Source organism: Pontibacter sp. BAB1700 (genome assembly GCF_000277005.1).
Lineage (GTDB): Bacteria > Bacteroidota > Bacteroidia > Cytophagales > Hymenobacteraceae > Pontibacter > Pontibacter lucknowensis.
Genome location: NZ_AKIS01000079.1, coordinates 23,021 through 43,540 on the forward strand (window position 1 = coordinate 23,021; position 20,520 = coordinate 43,540).

Consider the following 20,520-nt stretch of genomic DNA (forward strand, 5'->3'; position numbering starts at 1 on the left):
GCTTCTGGGCATCATTGCTTCTTATTTCCTAAACTCTCACATCACTCACTCCTCAACTCTCAAACTCCCCAACTCCTAAACTTCAATCAAAGTATTTATAGGCCGGGAGAGTGAGGAAGTCGACGAAGCAGGTGGAGAGCACGAGCTCGGAGAAGAGCTGCGAGGCACGCTCAAAGTGGCAGTTTTTGAACATGGCCAAGCCAACTTCCTCTTTGATGTGCTCGGTCTCTTCTTTGATCAGTTGCAACACACGCTCTTCGGTGATGGGCTCGCCTCGGCGGTATAGGTGCCTCGTGGTGCAGCCACTGCCATACCTGTGCGCGTGAGATTTCGGCAGTAGCGGCGTCTTCCATCAGGTTGTGGATGGCAGCTGCGCCGGTGCCGCAGAGCCAGTTGCCCAGGTATAGGATGCCCACATTGATGTTCAGTCGCAGGCCCGCCTCTGTAATCTTGCTCCCTTCTATCCTGAAGTTGAGCAGGTCATCGGCTTTTACTTTCACCTCTTCGCGCAGCACTTCTTTCTGGTGCGGCTTCTCTCCGATCACCTTGTCGAAAGCCTCCCGCGCCACCGGAATCAAATCCGGATGGGCTACCCACGTACCGTCAAAACCGTTCCGGGCTTCGAAATCCTTATCGGCTTTCACTTTCTCGAAGGCCATTTTGTTCACAGTCGGGTCGTGTCGATTCGGGATGAAAGCCGCCATACCGCCCATGGCATGCGCCCCCCGCTTGTGACAGGTCTGCACAAGCAGATCGGTATAGCTTTCATAAAGGGCACCTGCATGGTGATGGCCGTACGATCCGGAAAAATCACATCGGGCTGGTTGCGGAATTTCTTGATGGCGCTAAAGATATAGTCCCAGCGACCGGCGTTGAGGCCGACGATATGCTCACGCAGTTCGTACAGGATCTCGTCCATCTCAAAAGCGGCCAGTATGGTCTCGATCAGCACAGTCGCTTTGATGGTACCGACAGGTATATCCAAAGCCTCCTGCGCCGCTACGAAAACATCATTCCACAGGCGGGCCTCTAAGTGACTCTCTAGCTTAGGAAGGTAGAAGTATGGGCCGGTACCGCGGGTAATCAGCTCTTTGGCATTATGGAAGAAGAAAAGTCCGAAGTCAAACAGGGCGGCTGAGATCGGTTTGTCGCCGATTACCAAGTGCTTTTCAGTCAGATGCCAGCCTCTTGGGCGCACCTTCAGCAAAGCCACTGAATCTTTCAGTTGGTATACCTTACCGTTTTGGTAAGTGATAGTGCGACGTACCGCATCATAGAGATTGAGCTGTCCCTGCACCACATTTTCCCAAGTAGGCGAGTTCGCGTCCTCAAAGTCAGCCATGAACACATCGGCCCCGGAGTTCAGCGCATTGATCACCATTTTGCGGTCCACCGGTCCAGTAATTTCCACGCGGCGCATCTGCAGGTCGGCAGGTATAGCCCCTATTTTCCAGTCCCCTTCCCGAACCGCCTTGGTTTCCTGCAGAAAATCAGGACGCTCACCGGCATCGATGCGCTCTTGCCGCTCCGCTCTCGCTTTCAGGAGCTCGGCTCTTCTGATTTCAAAGCGCTCGTGCAACATGATCAGAAAGTCCACGGCTTCAGGAGTCAAAACTTGTTCTATCCCTTTAACAGGCAATCCTTTTACTTGGGCTGTGCTCTCTACTAACATAATTATAAACTTGAGGTGATGGATTGTGATTTTATCATCTATACGCGAACATTTTAATTTTGGCGAATTTTCGCTAAATAAATTTTATTCGTTTTTAGGAAATAATCGCAAAAGGGCGTTTATTAGCATACAGACCACAAAAAAATTTTGCATGAGGCTACAGGAGGATGTTATCCGGCTTATACTCGGACTGAAGATCAAGCAGTTAAGAGCAGAAAAAAGCATCTCGCTGACCGATCTGGCCACGACTACAGGTATATCGGTGTCGTACCTCAATGAAATAGAGAAAGGTAAAAAGCACCCCAAGCCAAGCAAGATCGCCGTAATAGCCGATGAACTAGGGGTAACCTACGACTATCTGGTGTCACTGCAGTTGAGCAAGCGCCTTCAACCCGTGGGTGAACTGCTGCAATCCAATATCCTGTCGGAGCTGCCACTTGAGCACTTCGGTCTGGACATCAGTCGACTGCTGGACCTGTTTGCGACTGCACCTACCAAGCTTAGTGCCTTCGTCAACACATTGCTGGAGATTTCGCGCGCCTTTGACCTGCGGGTAGAGCAATTCTACTTCTCTGCCCTCCGCTCCTACCAGGAGTTACATGATAATTACTTTGAAGACCTAGAACTGGAAGCAGAGCGCTTTATGGAGGAGCAGGGTATAAGCCCAGAGCAAACCCCGTCTTTCGAGCAACTGGCAGGTATACTGGAATCTGTATTTAACATAAAAATTGAAACAGAGACAGTGCAAGACCATCCGGAGCTTGCCCCGCTACGATCAGTCTTTGTACCGGGTGCTATACCTCGGTTGTCCCTTAACCCAAATCTGACAGAACAGCAACGTGCTTTTGCGATAGCCCGTGAGATTGGCTTCCAAGTATTGCAGTTGCAACCACGTCCGTACACCGCCACCTGGGTGCGGGTAGGTTCTTTTGAGGAAGTTCTGAACAACTTCAAAGCTTCCTACTTTGCAGTTGCCCTCCTGCTCAACCGCGACCGTTTGGTACAGGATATGGAGAACTTTTTCGCAGAGCCGGTTTGGCAGCCTCAGTTAATGCTTCAGCTGATGGAGAACTACAGTACCTCCCCCGAAACGCTGCTGCACCGCCTGACCTCGCTCCTGCCCCGCTTTTTCAACATCAAGCAGCTCTTTTTCCTGCGCTTCCATCACCATGCGGCCTCTGATCGTTACTCGCTCACAAAAGAGCTGCATCTTTCCGGGCTGCACAATCCACATGCCTCTTTTCTGAACGAGCATTACTGCCGCCGCTGGATCTCACTCACCTTGTTTGAGGAAATGGAACAGCAGAAGTTAACCGGCCAGCTTGATCAGCCACTGGTAGGTATACAGCGCTCCTCTTACATCAATTCTACAAACGAATACCTGGTACTGGCACTTGCTCAACCAACTGAAAGCCTGACCGGCACGATCAGCATTGGACTGCTGCTCAACGAAAACCTGCGCCGCAAAGTCCGCTTCCTGGACGACCCGGCCATTCTGCACCGCTACGTAAACGAAACCTGTGAACGTTGTCCTGCGACCGACTGCCTGGAACGCGCCGCGCCACCTGTGATACTTGAGAAGCAGCTGTGGCAGGAGAAGGTGATGGAGACGCTGGACAAGTTGAAAGGGTAAGCAGACATTCTGGCTTTATCCTTCTGAAGAAATCACAAGCAGACCTACCGGCTTTCAGGTAAAACTCCTATCTTCGGGTTTAGATCCTACACCCTACCCATGGCCCAGTTTTATTTCAGCCAGACTTCGGTTACACAGGAGTTCAACGCTCCGCTTTCGCTCTTTGAACTGCACCAGCAGATACGGGAGGAACTGGAGCTGGCATTTCCGGACAGTTACTGGGTAGTGGCGGAGATCTCGCAGGTAACGCCGGACCGGCGCAAGGGGCACTGCTACCTCAACCTCGTCGATAAAGGCGATAACCCGCGTGGCGCCATACAAGCGCAGGCCAGGGCTACGATCTGGAGCAGCCGTTTTCAGATGCTGGGGCGGTATTTTGAGGAGAAAACGGGGCAGCCGCTTAAAGCCGGACTTAAAATTCTTTTTCAGGCACAGGTACGCTTTCACGAGCTCTACGGGCTGAGCCTCGACATCATCAACATCGACGCCAACTATACCATCGGCGACTTAGCCAGGCAGCGGCAGGAAACCCTGAAGCGACTGGAGGCTGAGGGACTACTCACGGCTAACAAGGAGCTGGAAATGCCATTGGTGCCACAGCGACTGGCCATTGTGTCGTCGGCGACTGCGGCCGGCTATCAGGATTTTATCCATCAACTCGAAAACAACAGCTACGGCTATACCTTCGACACGCGGCTTTTTCCGGCGACAGTCCAAGGCAACGAGGCTCCGGCCTCCATCACCAAGGCCATGGACCTGATCGCCAGATATAGCCACTTGTTCGATGCTATCGTGATCATTCGTGGGGCGGCTCGCAGACTGACCTGGGCTGTTTTGATGATTATAAGGTAGCCGCTGCCATTGGCAATTCCCCCCTGCCCGTGATAACAGGTATAGGCCACGAGCGCGACGAGAGCATTGCAGACTTAGTAGCCCATACCCGCCAGAAAACACCGACGGCTGTGGCCAATTACCTGATAGACAAAGCACATTCTTTCGAATCGGAAATGGAGGGCTGTTTGACAGCATTTATATGTTCGCCAGCCAGCAAATACGCCTCACTGCTGACAAATTGGAACGGCAGAGCCTAAAGATATCGAACCTTACCAATGGCTTTCTGCAGGAAAACCGGGAGCAGCTGGAGCATTTCTCTAAGAGTCTGCTGCTCAAGCCAAAGAGCTTCCTTGAAAACCAAAAGCACCAGCTGCTGAACTCGGAGAGGTTGCTGCAGGCTTATACGAAAGACCTGCTGCACCTGCGCGGAAAGGAACTAAGCGACCTCACGGTTTGTGTGGAAGGCATAGGTCAGCGCTGGCTGCATATGAAGGAACAGGACCTGAACAAGCTCGTGCACTGCATCGAAACGGAGGCCAAGGACAAGCATAAGCGGAGTCAGCTCAGCTTTGTAAAATGCAGCGACCGCCTGCAGTACAGCGCCCAGAAAAAACTCAGCTCCGACAGCCACCGGCTAGATATGCTGGAGATGCGCATTCAGGCCAATGATCCGGAAAAACTGCTGTTGCGTGGCTATACCCTGACGCTGATCAACGGCAAGATCATTAAGTACATGGGGCAGGTGAAAGAGGGAGATGTGATCGAGACCCGCCTGCAGGACGGCAAGGTGCATAGTTTGGTTGTAAACAAAGACGAAAATGAATAACAAGGACATAAACAAAATGACTTACCGCGAGGCCACCCAGGAACTGGAGGAGATTCTGCGGGCCATTGAAAGCGACTCTGTGGATGTGGACGAACTTACCCAAAAGGTGCAGCGCTCTTCCCTACTGATCAAATTCTGCAAAGACAAGCTGCGCAATGCCGAAAACGCAATTAACCAGGTGTTCAATGAGGAGAACTGCGAAGAGCCGGCTTCGAAGTCTGAGAAAGGAAGTGCAGGCAGTGGTACTTTGTTTCAGTAGGTATAGCCAACCAGCCCATGAAGAAATTTGCCCTCGTGCTGATCATCCTGCTGATAGGCTTGATCGTTTACAATGTGACGAACATTGACTTTACGGATTCGCTGAGCTCTGTACCCAACCAGCATGTATATATGCGATTGGTGGCCAATATACTGGTACTGATTTCACTGGTTATCAGCTATCGCAGGTATAGTCGAAAAACGGATAACCAGTCGCAGAAGTAGCCTATACCTCTATCAGATACAAAAAGCCCCGGACTGTTCTAAAACAGCCGGGGCTTACTTGTTTCACTATAACCAATTTACAACAATTCTTTCGGAAGCTTTTTCTGCTTCAGCCCGATCAGCCGTGACAGGAGTTTGCGGGCTTCTTCGCAGCTGTCGAGGTGATACTTTGCAACGGAGTGCGTATTCCCGATCTTGACGGTATAGGCCTCTCGCGGCATAGCCTTAAAGATATCCTCATCACCCCAGTCGTCGCCAATGGCCAGCACGAAGTCGTGGGGGTACATATTGAGCCAGTAACTGGTCGCTTTGCCTTTGCTGACCTCCTGCGCCTTGATTTCCACGGCCATTTGTCCGTCGAGCACCTGCAGGTTGCTGTTGGTGGCCAGGAAGTTGAGGTGACTCACGAGTTCACGGGCACGCAACTCTCCCAGACCAGTCTCTACGCGGCGGTAGTGCCATACCAGCGAGTATTCCTTCTCTTCGATAAACGAGCCAGGCGTGCGGTCCACGTACAGGTCCAGGATCAGGCGGATATCACTCTTCCAGTCATCGATCAGGCTGGTCATGGTTTGCCAGCCGGTGCCGCGCTGTTTTATCCAGACGCCATGCTCGGCTATCAGGTCGATGTTGAGATGACCCAACCAGCGCTGCATGTTGTCTTTCTCGCGACTGCTGATTACCACTACCCTGTTTTTAGAGTTGCTGCTCAGCACCTGCAACAGCTCCAGCAGGTCTTCGTCAGGGGCGGCCATGAGCGGACGGTTATGGTAGTCTACCAGGGCCCCGTCGTACTCCAGGAAGAACAGGCGGGAGCTTGCCTCTTCGTAGGAATTGCTGAGCTCCTGGTAAGTCGCCTCGTCGAGGTAGGTCGTAGCCATGGACAGCTGCTTGATCTTCACATAAGACAGGCGGTCCATGAACATGCTCACCCAATGGTGGATATTATACCTGCGCAGCGACTCCTGCATGTGTCGCATGTGCTGCTGCTGCACATCTTCCGGCATGGTCAGGGCCGTATGCAGCGTCTCTACCATCTGGTTGATATCGTTCGGGTTAATGAGTAAGGCCTCTGAAAGCTCCTTCGAAGCACCCGCCATTTCACTCAGGATCAGCACTCCTTTCTGGTCGAGCTTACTGGCCACATACTCCTTGCACACCAGGTTCATACCGTCGCGCATGGGTGTTACCAGCGCCACATCGGCCATGCGATAGAAGGCAGAAAGCGTCTCCAGTGGGTAAGAGCGGTAGAAATACTGGATCGGGTTCCAGTTCATGTGGCTGTAATTGCCATTTATACGGCCTACCAGTTCATCCACCTCCTCTTTCAGCTCTTTATACTTCTCCACGGCATCGCGTGATGGCACCACCAGCATCACCAGCGTCACCTTCTCGTGAAATTCCGGGTAGCGCTCCAAAAACAGCTCAAATGCTAGTAGGCGCTGCGGTATACCTTTGGAGTAGTCCAGGCGGTCGATGGAAAGTATTATCTTTTTAGAGTGCAGGTTATTACGGTAAATCTTTTCCCGCTTTTTAACCTCATCACTTTCAGCCGTCTGCTCATACTTTTCATAGTCTATCCCCATTGGGAAAGAGTCGACAAGCAGGGATCGATTGCCGGTGTTGATCCAGCCATGCGTACTGCCGTGGCCTACCAGTCGGTTGACGGAGCTCAGGAAGTGGCGCATGTCGTCGTAGGTATGGAAGCCGATCAGGTCGGAGCCCAGCATGCCTTCCAGCAGTTCTTTGCGCCAGGGCAGGAGGCGGAATACCTCATACGATGGAAAAGGAATGTGCTGAAAGAAGCCAATGGTGCTACCCGGTAGTTTCTCGCGCAGCATAGAAGGCAGCAACAGCAACTGATAGTCATGTACCCAGATGGTGTCGTCTGGCTCGGCCACTTTCACCAGCTCGTCGCAGTACTTCTGGTTTACCTCTACATAGGTTTCCCAAAGCTGCTGCTCGTAGATGGCGTACTGACTGAAGTAGTGGAAAGTAGGCCACAGCGTTTCGTTGCTGAAGCCCTCGTAAAACTCTTTTATCTCTTTGTCTGAAAGAAAGACCGGGTGCATGTTCTGCCCGTTCAGGTTGTCGATAATTTGCTGCTGTTGCGATTCATCTTCGACTACCATGCCAGGCCAGCCAATCCAAAGGTTGTTCTTCTTTTTGTAGATAGAGCCTAACCCCGTTGCGAGGCCTCCCTCACTCGGTTTAAAATCAAGCCGACCTTCGCTTTCCTGTAGCTTTACAGGGAGTCGGTTTGATACAATAATCAATTTTGCCATGTGATTATACCTTATGTCAGGCTTCTGCAGCTGCTGGCCTAGGGTGTGGTCCAACAGCATTCAGTGTCCGGATTCAAAAAAATTCTCTGCCTATTTGTGGTACAGGCAGTCTTTATATCATACGGATATAGTTGCATGCACGTTTTAACTATATAGTCATTTTTCTATTAAATAAAATCCCCTCCTGACACAGAAGCATTTACCTGGCAGGAAATACCCATCTTGCTGAATAAGCGTATGTGAGAGGCGTTCACAGGACGTTAAACCTGACTGTTTATAGCTTATGCAACGATTATCTCAATTTCTGGCTGAACTGGATCATCTTGCACTCGGACTGCTGATCATGGGTGTTGCCATATTGGTAGGACTGCTGGTGAAAGTGCTGCTCTTCTGGCTGCTGAACCTCTACAACCGCAAGACCAGCCCACAGCTAATGGCCTCGGTTACGCGCCATCTTGACCGGCCTCTCACCTTTTTTATACCGCTGCTCTTTGCCGCTTTTGTGCTCAGCTCCACACCTTTCACGCCTGATCAGTACTATTTTTTCAGACGCCTGATCGAACTGCTGAACATTGCCGGTTTTGGCTGGATTCTGCTGCATTTGGTGTTTGTAGTGCAGGATATGGTGCGGCTCAGGTACAATATCACCAAAGAAGACAACATACGGGAGCGGCGCCTGATCACACAGCTGCAGTTTATCAAAAAGCTGTCCATGGTGCTGATCAGCTTCATTACGATTTCGCTCATGCTGCTCTCCTTTGAGCCGGTTCGCAAGCTGGGCACCGGTATGCTGACTTCGGCAGGTATAGCAGGCATCATCGTGGGTTTTGCGGCCCAGCGCTCCTTGTCTAACCTGCTTGCCGGTTTGCAGATCGCCTTTTCGCAGCCTATCCGCATTGACGATGTGCTAGTGCTGGAGGGTGAGTTTGGCCGGGTGGAGGAAATCACGCTGACCTATGTGGTCCTGCGCATCTGGGACAACCGCCGCATGGTGCTGCCGCTTAACTACTTTATCGAGAAGCCCTTCCAGAACTGGACCCGCAGCAGCTCCGACATCCTGGCCACGGTACACCTATACCTGGACTACCGGGCTCCGATCGAGAAGATACGGGCCGAGCTGGCTCACATTCTCGAAAATACGCCGCTGTGGGACCGCCAGGTGCAGAACCTGCAGGTAACCGATGCCAAAGAACGTACCCTGGAGCTGCGGGTGATGGTGAGCGCCCCAAGTTCGGGGGCGGCCTGGGATTTAAGGTGCCATATCCGCGAAAAACTTATTACCTTTATACAGGAGCACCACCCGGAAGCACTGCCTAAAATCCGGGCCTCCCTTGATCAGGAAACCATTTCTGACCGAACACAGTAACAGCTTACACATTTGCCAAAGGATAAACCAAAACATGGATTACTTTAAAGGAATTGACCCTGATCTTGTCAATTGGGTCATTATACCTGTACTTATATTTCTAGCCCGTATTATGGACGTGACGCTGGGCACCCTGCGCATCGTTTTCATCTCGAAAGGCGACAAAGTGATTGCCCCTTTGCTGGGGTTCGTTGAAGTGCTCATCTGGCTGGTAGCCATTACACAGGTGATGCAAAACCTGAGCAACTTCGCATCCTACTTTGCCTGGGCCGCAGGCTTTGCCACCGGCAACTTCCTGGGTCTCCGTATTGAGCAGAAACTGGCTTTGGGCCAAGTGGTGGTGCGCGTCATCACCGTCGACTCAGGCGATCAGCTGATCGACCGCCTGGCCGGCCGTGGCTACCGCCTCACCGCCCTCGACGCCAAAGCACCCGCGGTAAAGTGAATCTGCTCTTCATGATCGTCAAGCGCAAGAAGCTTCAGGAGGTCATCGACATTATCCGGGATTATAACCCGAATGCCTTCTACTCAATTGAAGACGTGCGCTCGGTGTCCGAAACGGGTATGCCGGAGGAAGAAGGCGAGCGCAAAAGAAACTACAAGAAGTTTTTGCCGCTGCGGAAGGGGAAGTAGAGTCAGAGTTTGCAGGATTAGTTAGCGTTTGAGTGCCCGGTTGGCTCCCCTGCCCCAGAACAGCAATAGTTGCTATACCTGCAACATCCAGTTGCAACGGAAGCACTAGCTACAAAAAGAGAGCATCTGTCCAATCTGAACAGATGCTCTCTTCTACAAAATATACTTTTAAATTACGCCCCTGGCTGATACTTAAAATACACCACGGCCATCGGCGGCAACTTCAGCACGACAGAGTAATCATGCCCATGGAAAGAATCAGGTATAGCCTGCAGTGTACCATGGTTGTGGAAATTACTGCCACCAAAATGGCCGTCGTCGCTATTGAACACCTCCACCCAGTTGCCTCCGGTCGGTACCCCTAAACGGTAATGCTCGTGCACACCCGGTGTTAAGTTACAAACCACCAGCAGCTGGTCTTCAGGTCGCTCCCCTTTTCGCAGGAAACTCATCACACTGTTATGCGCATCGTTAAAGTCGATCCACTCAAAACCTGACGGATCAAAGGCTTTGCTATAGAGGGCTGGCTGCTCACGGTAGGTATGGTTCAGGGCGCGGATAAGCTCCTGTATACCTGCATGGTATTTATACTCCAGCAAGTGCCAGTCCAGACTGCTGTCGTGATTCCACTCACTGCTCTGGGCGATTTCACCACCCATAAACAGCAGTTTGGCACCCGGATGCGCGTACATGTAGGTATAGAGCGCCCGCAGGTTAGCGAATGCCTGCCATTCATCGCCCGGCATCTTCCGGATCAGGGAGCCTTTGCCGTGTACCACCTCATCGTGGGATAGTGGCAGCATGAATCGTTCGCTGAAAGCGTAGATGATACTGAAGGTGATATCCCCCTGGTGGTGTCTGCGGTAGATCGGATCCTTGGAAAAATACGTGAGCGTGTCGTGCATCCAACCCATCATCCACTTCATATCGAAGCCCAGTCCGCCATCCTCTACTTTGCCTGTCACCTGCGGCCAGGCCGTGGATTCTTCGGCAATGGTCAAGGTATCCGGGAACTGCTCATGCACGGCATGGTTAAAGTCTTTCAGGAAAGAAATCGCTTCCAGGTTTTCACGCCCGCCAAATTCGTTCGGGATCCATTCATCATGCTTGCGGCTGTAGTCCAGGTATAGCATCGATGCCACGGCATCTACTCGTAAACCATCCACATGGTACTTGTCGAGCCAGAATAGCGCGTTGCTGATCAGGAAAGAACGCACCTCGTTGCGACCGTAGTTGAAAATGTAGCTGTTCCAGTCCGGATGATAGCCTTTGCGTGGATCGGCGTGCTCAAACAGGTGCGTACCGTCGAAATAGGCCAGGCCGTGCTCGTCAGACGGGAAGTGCGAGGGCACCCAGTCCATAATCACGCCAATGCCTTCGCGGTGTAGCGCATCGATCAGGCACATGAGGTCTTCCGGTGAACCGTAGATACTGGCCGCTGCAAAGTAACCTGTAATCTGGTAACCCCAGGATCCACTGAACGGATGGTACATCACGGGCATGAACTCTACATGCGTAAAACCCAGATTCTTGACATAAGCCGGCAGTTCCTCAGCCAGCTCGCGGTAGGTCAGCGGACGGTTGTTGTCTTCGGGCTTGCGACGCCAGGAACCCACGTGCAGTTCGTAAACCGAATACGGCTGCGGCTGGCCATGGCGCGACATGCGCTGCTCCAGCCAACTGTCGTCCTGCCAGCTGTGGTGCAACTCGTGCACGACCGAAGCCGTTTGCGGCGGTTTTTCACGGCGCAGCGCAAAGGGGTCGCTCTTCTCAACATGGTACATGTGATAGCGCGACCGGATATGGTACTTGTACAGCATCCCTGCCTGCACATCCGGCACAAAGCCTTCCCATATGCCCGAGCCATCAGCCCTTGCCTGTAGCTGGTGGCTTTCGCGGTTCCATGAGTTGAAGTCGCCCATCACCGAAACCTGCTCAGCATTCGGGGCCCATACCGCAAAGTAAGCGCCCTTGGTACCCTGTCGCTCCATCAGGTGCGAGCCCAGCTTCTCGTATAGGTTGAAGTGACGGCCTTCGCGGAACAGGTAGATATCAAACTCTGACAGGCGGCTGATGTCGTAATATACCGGCCCGGTCTGTTCCTGCTGTGGCTGCTCCATCACAGGTGCAGGCGTAGTAGACAAGCCTGTCTCCTGTGCCTCCGCCTCCTGTTGCTGCGTCACCGATTTGGCGGACCTGCCTCGTTTTGGTTTTGTTTCAGTAGTTGCAGCCGTCGCCTCTGTTGTGGTAGCCTTGGCTGCAGCTGCACGTCCCCGCTTTGGCTTCACCATTACCTCCTGCGCCGCCTCTCCCATCTCAGCGGTATCCGATTTACGCGGTCTTCCCCTTTTGGCAGGAGCCGCAGCCGCTCCTGACTGCACTTCCACAGTGGCTATCCCTTCCTCCTGCTTGCTTTTCTTCCTGCCTCCGGATTTTTTTGTGGCCGTGCCATCGCTCATGGCTGCGCTGGTTCCGGTTTCCATACCTGTTCCCGCCAGCGGGTTCTGCTGTGTGTTCTCCTGTTCCTTTTTCTTAGCCATTCTGATATTTCCTCATGATGTACTTTATGCCCCTGATTGGGATGAGCACCCAATCCGGACGGTTGTTCAGTTCATATCCCAATTCATAAATCGCCTTCTCCAACAGGAAGGTCTCCATCAGCACTTCTACGTCTTCCTCGTTTTGCGGCACCACGCCTGTCCCTTGGGTTATACCCAGGTAGGTATGCATGAAGAAGCCGCTGGCATAGTGGTACCATTGCTCAGCCCAAGTCTCGAGGTAGTCGCCATCTTCTTTGCGGAAGCTGTCCTGCTGGAACAACGCATTGTAAGCGGCATAGTGGAAAGAGCGGATCATACCGGCCACATCACGCAGCGGAGAGCGCTTCAGCCTGCGTTCGCTGAACGAACGGGCTGGCTCCCCTTCGAAGTCGATGATGATGAAGTCGCGGCCTGTGAACAGCACCTGTCCGAGGTGGTAGTCGCCATGGGTGCGGATCTTCATCGTGTCGATCTTGCGGCGGAAGATCATTTTGAGTCGCTCGAGCACCTCCTGACGCATTTGCAGCACTTCTTCGGCTTCAGCCCGCACAGCGTCCGGCAGGTTAGGCAGGTGCTTGCGCAAGCTGTCAAAATTGCTGCGCACCAGTGAGGTAAGCGACGAGTAAAGCGATCGCTGATAGTGCAGGGAGAAGTCCTCAGGTGCAAAGTCCTTCGAGGTAACCATGTCGGCCAACGCCAGGTGCATCTCGGCTGTGCGCTGACCGAGCAACTCGATGCGCTCTACTGAGGCACCGCCAAGTTGCAACTGCATGTGCTCCGGCGCTTCCGAGAACGGCACCGGACGTGCCAATGTGCCCGTGGTGTCAATCTGCTCAATATGCTCCTTGTGCGTCTGCAGTCTCTCAAAGAATCGCTTGAGCGAATCCTCCATGTATACCCAGGCATCGCCCTGGTTCGGCACCAGCTCCTGCAGCATCACGAGCACCATCGGCGGTTTGCCGTCCTCTTCATGCTCCACTGAGCCCAGGTACATCGGCACGTTCGGGAAATTCTTGTCCGTGAGCGCCTGCACGATCTCCACATCCGGATTCAGGGTGCGGTCGAGTTTGCGGTATACTTTCAGAAAGAACTGGTTGTCATACAGCACCGAAGTATTGCTTTGCTCGGCCCCAAGTATCTTGGAAGAAAGCGGATGCCCGATTTCTTTGATCTTGGCGGCGATAGAACGGCTACCCGTACCCACTAACTCAGCACTGTCCACTTTGATGCTCTTGCGTTTGGCCATCAGGTTGAGCAAGAGTTGGCGGTAGTCCTCGGAGTAAACAGCGTCGTAGAGGATGCCTTCTTTTCCATCCATGGTCACGCGGGCAATCACACTGTTCGGCTGACTGGCAATGAGTTCTTCTTCCTGCTCACCGCTTGTAAAGGCGATCGGTAGCTGGTACAGTTCCGGCAAACCTTCGTTGTAGCTCACTTCTATAAACAGCAGTGACGCTGCAAAGCGACCTGCCGTCATCGGCATGTTGTTCACCACCTGCATGCGCTGTATCGTGCGGGCCTTGCCACCGAACCAGCGGCGGTTCATCACATAAGGCGGCAGTACTTTGTTCTCAAGTGTTTTAAGCGCCCGCGCAGGTATAGGCTGGCTGAGTGTTGGCAGCTGCATGGCAGGCTTCTTCATGTCGAGGCCTTCGCGACCGCTCACTTCCTGTGGCTGCAGCTCGAACCAGTAATAGCCATGCGCGCCCATCGTGAGCACATAGCTATCCTCTTTTATCTGCGGGAATTTGTTTTTGCTGAACACCTCCACTGGCACGTAGCCTCTGAACTCCGGCAGGTCCAGTTCCACCGCCTCCGGGAAGCGCGACAGATTGGCAATCACCAGGATGTTCTCGTCCTGGTAAGAGCGCACAAAAGCCAGTACTTTGGCGTTGGACGGATTCAGAAAGCGAATCTCCCCACGGCCGAAAGCTTTGTAACGCTTGCGCATGTTGATGATGCGGCGCATCCACCAGAGCAGTGAGTTAGCGTTGTGCTGCTGCGTGTCCACGTTCACGGATTCGTACTTATACTCCGGGTCAATGATCACAGGCAGGTATAGCTTCTGCGGATTAGCCGTTGAGAAGCCGGCATTGCGGTTATCGTTCCACTGCATCGGGGTGCGAACGCCGTCGCGGTCACCCAGGTAGTAGTTATCGCCCATACCGATCTCGTCGCCATAGTATACTACTGGCGTTCCCTTCATGGAGAAGAGCAGCACATTCATCAGCTCTATCTTGGCGCGGTCGTTGCCTAGCAGAGGAGCCAGGCGGTGGCGTATACCCAGGTTGATCTTGGCGAGCGGATCGCGGGTGTATACCTTGTACATGTAGTCCCGTTCCTCATCGGTCACCATCTCGAGCGTGAGTTCGTCGTGGTTGCGCAGGAACATGGCCCACTGGCAGGTCTCCGGTATAGCCGGCGTCTGGTCAAAAATGTCGATGATCGGGTAACGGTCTTCCATCTTCACGGACATGAACAGGCGCGGCATGATCGGGAAGTGGTAGTTCATGTGGCATTCGTCGCCGTCGCCGAAGTAAGAGGCCGAATCCTCGGGCCACATGTTCGCCTCGGCCAGCAAGAGCTTGCCTTCGTATTTTTTGTCGACATGCGCCCGGAGCTTTTTCAGAAACTCATGTGTCTCTGGCAGGTTTTCGCAGTTGGTGCCGTCGCGCTCAAACAGGTAGGGTACGGCATCCAGACGGAAGCCATCCACACCCATGTCGAACCAGTAGTCCAGGGTCTTGAACACCTCTTTCTGCACCTCCGGATTGTCGTAGTTCAGGTCGGGCTGGTGATGGAAAAAGCGGTGCCAGTAGTATTGGCCCGCCACCGGGTCCCAGGTCCAGTTGCTCGGTTCGTAGTCGGTGAAGATGATGCGCACATCCTTGTACTGGGTCGGGTCATCGGTCCACACATAGAAGTCGCGGTGTTTGGAGCCCTTCTTGGCGCGGCGTGCCCGCTGGAACCAGGGGTGCTGGTCGGAAGTGTGGTTGATGACCAGCTCGGTGATGACCTTGAGCCCCCGACGGTGCGCTTCCTTCACAAACAGCTTGAAATCCTGCATGGTGCCGTAGCTCGGATTGATGCTGAAGTAGTCGGCAATGTCGTAGCCGTCGTCTTTGAGCGGCGATGGGTAGAAAGGCAATAGCCAGATAGCGGTTACGCCCAGCTCTTCCAAATAGTCGAGCTTCTGCATGAGCCCCTTAAAGTCGCCAATGCCGTCGCCGTTCCCATCCATGAAGGCCTTGATGTGCAGCTCGTAGATGATGGCGTCTTTGTACCAGTGAATGTTGTCGTCGAGAAGGGTGTTGTCTTCTGCCATATAGTTTTTTCGGTTTTATTCGTGTTTGCTGTGGTCGTCGGGCAGCCAGGTATCATCCAGACTGTCGTGGCCCATGCCCGGGGTAGCGGATTCGATGCGGAAGACGTGCACAGGCATTTCGTGCGGACGGAGCTCCACATAATTCCACTCGCTGTTCCAGGTATATTTGTGTTCGGTCATCAGGTCGTGCACCATGTATTGCTGGTTGCTGTCCATTTTTAGTACGTGCAGCGGCACCTGCACCCAACCGGCCTGCGTATGGTGCGGGTCCAGGTTCACGACCATCAGCATTTTGTTGCGGTAGCTGCTGTCCCACTTGGCATAGCAAAGGATCTGCGGATTGTCGGTATCGCCGAAGGCAATGTTCCAGGTGGTTTGCAGTGCCGGGTTGACCTGGCGTATCTTGTTTATTTTGGTGATGACCTCCCTGATCTTGGTCAGGCGGCCCCAGTCCCAGTGCATGATCTCGTACTTCTCGGAGTCCCAGTACTCTTCCTTGCCCTGCACCGGCGTGTTGATGCCGAACTCATAAACTGGTCCGTACATTCCATAGTTTGAGGACAGGGTAGCCGCCAGCACCACACGGGTAATGTGCGCAGGCTCACCGCCCGACTGCAGTTCATGTGGCAGGATGTCCGGGGTGTTGGGCCAGAAGTTTGGACGGTAGAAGTCGCGCATCTCGGTTTGGGTGAGCTCGCGCATGTACTCTTTTATCTCGGCAGCTGTGTTGCGCCAAGTGAAGTAGGTATAGGACTGCGTGAAACCGATCTTACCGAGACGCTCCATCACCCGCGGACGGGTGAAGGCCTCGGCCAGGAAGATCACCTGCGGGTACTGCTGGCGCACTTCCCGGATCATCCATTCCCAAAACGCGAAAGGTTTGGTGTGCGGGTTGTCTACGCGGAAAACGTAAACTCCCTGCTCTATCCAATGGATGACGATACTTTTGAGTTCGCGCCACAGGTTCTGCCAGTCTTCGGTTTCGAAATTAACGGGCAGCACGTCCTGGTATTTTTTTGGTGGGTTCTCGGCGTACTGCACCGTGCCATCCGGTCGCCATTTAAACCATTGCGGATGCTCCTTTACATAAGGATGATCCGGTGAGCACTGAATAGCAAAGTCCAGCGCCACTTCAATGCCGTGCTCCCGTGCAGCTTGCACAAAACTTCTGAACTCATCCAGGCTGCCCAGCTCCGGCAGGATGGACTTGTGCCCACCTGACTCAGCACCTATCGCCCAGGGAGAACCAGGCTCTCCAGGCTCAGAGGTCACTGAGTTGTTTTTGCCCTTGCGGAAAGCATTGCCGATCGGGTGGATCGGCGGAAGATAGATCGTGTCGAAGCCCATTTCGGCGATGCGGGGCAGCAGGCGCTCGCAGTCCTGGAAGGTGCCGTGGCGGCCTGCCTCTTGTGCTGCGGAACGGGGGAAGAATTCGTACCAGGTGCTGAAAAGCGCCTTCTGCCGCTCTACTTCCACGGTCAGTATTTTGTGGTAAGTCGTTACATTCTGGCGATCGCAGCAGGCGTGCATCAGGTCCGACACGTCTTCGCCGGTGGCTAGTGTCACGGCATCGGCTATGGAGCCAGGTTTGTTGAGTTGCTCGGCCCATTTGTAGAGTCGCTTCTGCTGACCGGGCTTGGCGGTAGCGGCAGATTCCTGGAGCAATTGCGCCCCGATCTGCAACTCCACCGTGATATCCTGGTTCGCTTCAAATTTCTTTTTGAGCCCTTCTGCCAGGTATAGAAGTGGTCCACCCAGCCTGTAGCGTATACTCAAAAGTGCCCATGCTGTCGGGGGTGAAAGTCACTTGCCAGCGGTCGTTGCCCAGGAACTGCATCGGCACCTCGTTCCACTTTTTCTTTTTGGAATGCCGGTAGAGCAATACAGCTTTTACCTCGTCATGGCCGTCTCCAAACACATCTGCCGTCACTTCGACCTCTTCTCCCACAGTGCGCTTGATTGGATACTGCCCACAGTTTACCTGCGGTTTCACGTTCTCGATGACAACCCTTTTGGTTCCTTCCAATGCTTCCATGTATGCTTTTTTCCTGATTTGATGTAGAATAGCTAATAGGTACTGCATGCGCGCGCAATAGGTTTCGGGTGAGTCTGCAGCAGAGCACCTGTAGCCTATGTTAAGCGGTGCAGAGGACAACTTTGGAATCATAAAAGATTCAATTGCCCAAAAAAGAACAACCTAATGCCGTATATGCCAGTTAGAAATCAGGCGTAAAAGGATAATATATGAGCATAACACGAGAGATTGGAGCACATTATACCCCAGGCAAGGGTACCTTGTTTACAGTTTGGGCCCCGGCCGCCGCGCAGGTGGATGTGGTGTTAAAAGATAACGATAACATAATACCACTGCAGCGCGAAGCCTTCGGTTACTGGACCGCCCTGAGCGAAGAGACCGGTCCCGGCGCACGCTATACCTTCCAGCTTGACGAAGAGGTGGAGCGACCGACCCTGCCTCACATTTTCAGCCTGACGGCGTGCACGAACCTCAGCCGTGGTGGACCACACTTCCTTTGCGTGGACTGACAAGAACTGGAAACCGCTGCCGCTGGAGCAGTACATTGTGTACGAACTGCACGTCGGTACCTTCTCCGAAGAAGGGACTTTTCAGGGGGTGATCGACAAGCTGCCTGAGTTGGTGGACTTAGGTATAACGGCGATTGAAATCATGCCTGTGGCGGCTTTTCCGGGAGGTCGGAACTGGGGCTACGATGGTGTATACCCTTCGGCGGTGCAGGAGAGCTATGGCGGACCGGAAGGCCTGAAAAAACTGGTAGACGCCTGCCATGCTGCAGGTATAGCTGTGGTGTTGGATGTGGTGTACAATCACCTTGGTCCGGAAGGTAATTACCTCAATGAGTTCGGCCCATACTTCACTGACAAGTATAACACGCCCTGGGGCAAGGCGCTCAATTTCGATGATGCGCACAGCGACCATGTGCGCAACTTCTTTATGCAGAACGCCCTGCTGTGGCTGCGTGATTATCATATCGATGCCCTGCGCCTCGATGCCGTGCACGCCATCCTGGATACAGGCGCGAAGCACTTATTGCAGGATTTGCAGGAGCAGGTAGAGCACCTGGAAAAGCAACTTAACCGGCACTTCATCCTGATTGCGGAAAGCGACCTGAACGACGTGCGCCTCATCAACCCGAGAGAAAAAGGCGGCTTTGGACTAGCGGCGCAGTGGAGCGATGATTTTCACCATGCCGTGCATGCTTTGCTCACGGGAGAAGACTCTGGTTACTACAGCGATTTCGGAAAGCTGGAGCAGTTGCAGAAAGTTTTGCAACATGGTTTCGTGTATGACGGACTCTACTCTGAACACCGCAAGCGGACTTTTGGCAGCGACGCCACAGCAAACCCCGCCTCTCAGTTCGTGGTCTGCTCTCAGAACCACGACCAGGTAGGCAACCGCATGCTCGGTGAGCGTCTGACGAAGCTGATCTCCTACGACATGCTTAAGGTGGCAGCAGGCTTGGTGCTGCTCTCCCCTTTCACCCCCATGCTATTCATGGGTGAAGAATATGGTGAGGAAAATCCTTTCCTGTACTTTGTGAGTCACTCCGATAAAGACCTGGTAGAGGCCGTGCGCAAAGGCCGTAAAGAGGAATTCTCTTCTTTTGCCTGGCAAGGCGAAGCACCGGATCCGCAGTCAGAAGAAACCTTTAATCAATCGAAACTGCAGCGTAGCTACGAGTACAGCGAAAAGCACCGGCAGCTGCGAGACTTCTACAAGGCGCTTATTCAGCTCCGTAAGTCTGCCCCTGCCCTTGCCCGCCCTGACAAAACCAGACTGCATGTTTCAGCCGACAGCCATACCCAGGTGCTACACCTTATCCACTCCGGAGAGAGTCCATACCTGTATGCTTTATTTAACATAAGTAATCAACCACAAAAAACTAGCATAGTAAAAGAAGTGGGGGCTTCGTGGAAACTGGTGCTGGGCTCTGATGAAGGCAGGTATGGGGGAGCAGGTAAAGACTTGTTACGTGAACTCAGCGCAGGACAGGAAATAGAACTGCCAGCAGCTTCCGTCACCGTATTCCAAAGCAACATCATTCTATGAAAAGGAACTGGCTCATTTCAGGTATAGCCTTCAAACAGATCGAATCTGTCCCTGCACAGTGCCCTCTATACCTGCCGGTCTATTTTTCTTTATTCAACAGTCCTTTGTCCTATAAGTTATGAATAAGTATATCTGCATTCACGGACACTTCTATCAGCCGCCGCGCGAGAACCCTGGCTTAACGAGGTGGAGTTACAGGAGTCGGCGCACCCATTTCACGACTGGAACGAGCGCATCACCGCCGAATGCTATGCCCGCAACTCGGCTTCGCGTATCCAGAACGGTAAGGGGCAGATCGTGGACATCATGAACAACTACGCCCGCATGAGCTTTAACTTCGGTCCGACCCTTCTGGAGTGGATGGAGAAAAAAGCGCCGGATATTTACCAGTCCATACTCGAGGCCGACAAGGAAAGTCAGAAGCGCTTTTCTGGGCACGGGGCAGCGCTGGGGCAGGTATACAACCACATGATCATGCCGCTGGCCAACGAGCGGGACCAGCATACACAGGTGATCTGGGGAATCTATGATTTCAGGAAGCGATTTGGTCGCGACCCGGAAGGCATGTGGCTGGGGGAAACCGCTGCAAACACGACCACGCTGGAAGTGCTGGCTGAGCATGGTATCAAGTTCACGATCCTCTCCCCCTACCAGGCCAAACGCTACCGCAAGATAGACGAGAAAGACTGGCACAATGCCACGGGCGCCAAGATAGACCCAAAGCGGCCCTACCGCTGTACTTTGCCTTCAGGCAGAACGATTGCGTTGTTTTTTTATGACGCGCCCGTGTCGCAGGCCATCGCTTTTTGAAGGCTTGTTGGAGAGTGGCGAGAAGT

Annotated in this window: 17 protein-coding genes and 2 pseudogenes; 11 read left to right on the top strand and 8 right to left on the bottom strand. The window is 53.3% G+C overall.

Going from position 1 to position 20,520, the window contains the following annotated elements:
• Window positions 1-82: 82 nt before the first annotated feature.
• The 3 genes and pseudogenes from O71_RS26475 to aceB form a co-directional block, all read right to left on the bottom strand.
• Window positions 83-250 carry a hypothetical protein gene (locus O71_RS26475; protein WP_255345377.1) on the bottom strand — a complete coding sequence of 56 codons (168 nt, stop codon included), beginning with the start codon at window positions 248-250 and terminating at the stop codon, window positions 83-85.
• Window positions 171-545 (bottom strand): hypothetical protein, encoded by a 375-nt coding sequence (locus O71_RS25555; protein WP_369750906.1) that lies wholly within the window; start codon window positions 543-545, stop codon window positions 171-173. The genes O71_RS26475 and O71_RS25555 overlap by 80 nt, the downstream gene beginning before the upstream one ends.
• Window positions 531-1,672: pseudogene (aceB, locus tag O71_RS25560) on the bottom strand (malate synthase A); the annotation flags it as partial. The pseudogene aceB and the gene O71_RS25555, both read right to left, overlap by 15 nt.
• A 151-nt stretch (window positions 1,673-1,823) precedes the next feature.
• Here aceB and O71_RS09855 point away from each other — a divergent pair.
• The 5 genes and pseudogenes from O71_RS09855 (at window position 1,824) to O71_RS09875 (ending at window position 5,448) form a co-directional block, all read left to right on the top strand.
• Entirely contained in the window at window positions 1,824-3,305 is a 1,482-nt protein-coding gene (locus tag O71_RS09855) for a helix-turn-helix domain-containing protein (protein ID WP_007656086.1), read from the top strand.
• Between the two features lie 99 nt (window positions 3,306-3,404).
• Window positions 3,405-4,396: pseudogene (gene xseA / locus O71_RS26480) on the top strand (exodeoxyribonuclease VII large subunit).
• Window positions 4,378-4,965, top strand: a complete 588-nt coding sequence (locus O71_RS26485; protein WP_040574095.1) for an exodeoxyribonuclease VII large subunit — start codon at window positions 4,378-4,380, stop codon at window positions 4,963-4,965. Before xseA ends, O71_RS26485 begins: the two are co-directional and overlap by 19 nt.
• Window positions 4,958-5,224, top strand: a complete 267-nt coding sequence (xseB, locus tag O71_RS09870) for an exodeoxyribonuclease VII small subunit (RefSeq protein ID WP_007656098.1) — start codon at window positions 4,958-4,960, stop codon at window positions 5,222-5,224. Before O71_RS26485 ends, xseB begins: the two co-directional genes overlap by 8 nt.
• 17 nt (window positions 5,225-5,241) lie before the next feature.
• Entirely contained in the window at window positions 5,242-5,448 is a 207-nt protein-coding gene (locus O71_RS09875) for a hypothetical protein (protein WP_007656100.1), read from the top strand.
• A 77-nt stretch (window positions 5,449-5,525) separates the two neighbouring features.
• Here the strand turns inward: O71_RS09875 and O71_RS09880 are convergent, their stop codons facing one another.
• Window positions 5,526-7,733, bottom strand: coding sequence for a bifunctional alpha,alpha-trehalose-phosphate synthase (UDP-forming)/trehalose-phosphatase (locus tag O71_RS09880; protein ID WP_040574098.1), 2,208 nt, complete (start codon window positions 7,731-7,733; stop codon window positions 5,526-5,528).
• Between the two features lie 283 nt (window positions 7,734-8,016).
• Between O71_RS09880 and O71_RS09885 the strand changes: the two genes are divergently transcribed.
• From O71_RS09885 to O71_RS24595, 3 genes are read left to right on the top strand one after another with little or no spacing between them, the layout of a single operon-like run.
• Window positions 8,017-9,099: a mechanosensitive ion channel family protein gene (locus O71_RS09885; protein WP_007656104.1), complete on the top strand. Its 1,083-nt coding sequence runs from the start codon at window positions 8,017-8,019 to the stop codon at window positions 9,097-9,099.
• Between the two features lie 34 nt (window positions 9,100-9,133).
• Window positions 9,134-9,544: a DUF2179 domain-containing protein gene (locus tag O71_RS09890; RefSeq protein WP_007656106.1), complete on the top strand. Its 411-nt coding sequence runs from the start codon at window positions 9,134-9,136 to the stop codon at window positions 9,542-9,544.
• Window positions 9,541-9,732 carry a DUF2179 domain-containing protein gene (locus tag O71_RS24595; protein WP_007656112.1) on the top strand — a complete coding sequence of 64 codons (192 nt, stop codon included), beginning with the start codon at window positions 9,541-9,543 and terminating at the stop codon, window positions 9,730-9,732. The genes O71_RS09890 and O71_RS24595 overlap by 4 nt, the downstream gene beginning before the upstream one ends.
• A 173-nt stretch (window positions 9,733-9,905) precedes the next feature.
• Here the strand turns inward: O71_RS24595 and glgB are convergent, their stop codons facing one another.
• From glgB to O71_RS27230, 4 genes are read right to left on the bottom strand one after another with little or no spacing between them, the layout of a single operon-like run.
• Complete coding sequence (gene glgB / locus O71_RS09895; protein WP_007656113.1) at window positions 9,906-12,272, bottom strand: 1,4-alpha-glucan branching protein GlgB; 2,367 nt, start codon at window positions 12,270-12,272, stop codon at window positions 9,906-9,908.
• Window positions 12,265-15,597: a maltose alpha-D-glucosyltransferase gene (gene treS / locus O71_RS09900; protein ID WP_007656115.1), complete on the bottom strand. Its 3,333-nt coding sequence runs from the start codon at window positions 15,595-15,597 to the stop codon at window positions 12,265-12,267. Before treS ends, glgB begins: the two co-directional genes overlap by 8 nt.
• Before the next feature lie 15 nt (window positions 15,598-15,612).
• Window positions 15,613-17,373, bottom strand: a complete 1,761-nt coding sequence (locus O71_RS09905) for a maltotransferase domain-containing protein (RefSeq protein WP_369750905.1) — start codon at window positions 17,371-17,373, stop codon at window positions 15,613-15,615.
• Window positions 17,306-17,632, bottom strand: a complete 327-nt coding sequence (locus tag O71_RS27230) for a maltotransferase domain-containing protein (protein ID WP_007656118.1) — start codon at window positions 17,630-17,632, stop codon at window positions 17,306-17,308. Before O71_RS27230 ends, O71_RS09905 begins: the two co-directional genes overlap by 68 nt.
• Before the next feature lie 209 nt (window positions 17,633-17,841).
• On the opposite strand from O71_RS27230, the gene O71_RS25570 reads away from it, so the two are divergent.
• The 3 genes from O71_RS25570 (at window position 17,842) to O71_RS09915 (ending at window position 20,494) form a co-directional block, all read left to right on the top strand.
• Entirely contained in the window at window positions 17,842-18,141 is a 300-nt protein-coding gene (locus O71_RS25570; RefSeq protein WP_007656120.1) for a malto-oligosyltrehalose trehalohydrolase, read from the top strand.
• Window positions 18,110-19,684 carry a malto-oligosyltrehalose trehalohydrolase gene (gene treZ, locus O71_RS09910; RefSeq protein WP_237717797.1) on the top strand — a complete coding sequence of 525 codons (1,575 nt, stop codon included), beginning with the start codon at window positions 18,110-18,112 and terminating at the stop codon, window positions 19,682-19,684. Before O71_RS25570 ends, treZ begins: the two co-directional genes overlap by 32 nt.
• A 186-nt stretch (window positions 19,685-19,870) precedes the next feature.
• The gene (locus O71_RS09915; RefSeq protein ID WP_007656124.1) at window positions 19,871-20,494 is read left to right on the top strand and encodes a glycoside hydrolase; all 624 of its coding nucleotides are present in this window, start codon (window positions 19,871-19,873) and stop codon (window positions 20,492-20,494) included.
• Window positions 20,495-20,520 lie beyond the last annotated feature (26 nt).

Excerpts from the sequence above, each read along its gene's own strand:
- treS (WP_007656115.1), bottom strand. The coding sequence starts at position 15,597 with ATGGCAGAAGACAACACCCTTCTCGACGACAACATTCACTGGTACAAA.
- glgB (WP_007656113.1), bottom strand. The coding sequence starts at position 12,272 with ATGGCTAAGAAAAAGGAACAGGAGAACACACAGCAGAACCCGCTGGCG.
- O71_RS27230 (WP_007656118.1), bottom strand. The coding sequence starts at position 17,632 with ATGGAAGCATTGGAAGGAACCAAAAGGGTTGTCATCGAGAACGTGAAA.
- O71_RS09875 (WP_007656100.1), top strand. The coding sequence starts at position 5,242 with ATGAAGAAATTTGCCCTCGTGCTGATCATCCTGCTGATAGGCTTGATC.
- O71_RS09880 (WP_040574098.1), bottom strand. The coding sequence starts at position 7,733 with ATGGCAAAATTGATTATTGTATCAAACCGACTCCCTGTAAAGCTACAG.
- O71_RS09890 (WP_007656106.1), top strand. The coding sequence starts at position 9,134 with ATGGATTACTTTAAAGGAATTGACCCTGATCTTGTCAATTGGGTCATT.
- O71_RS09855 (WP_007656086.1), top strand. The coding sequence starts at position 1,824 with ATGAGGCTACAGGAGGATGTTATCCGGCTTATACTCGGACTGAAGATC.
- O71_RS09885 (WP_007656104.1), top strand. The coding sequence starts at position 8,017 with ATGCAACGATTATCTCAATTTCTGGCTGAACTGGATCATCTTGCACTC.
- O71_RS25570 (WP_007656120.1), top strand. The coding sequence starts at position 17,842 with ATGAGCATAACACGAGAGATTGGAGCACATTATACCCCAGGCAAGGGT.
- xseB (WP_007656098.1), top strand. The coding sequence starts at position 4,958 with ATGAATAACAAGGACATAAACAAAATGACTTACCGCGAGGCCACCCAG.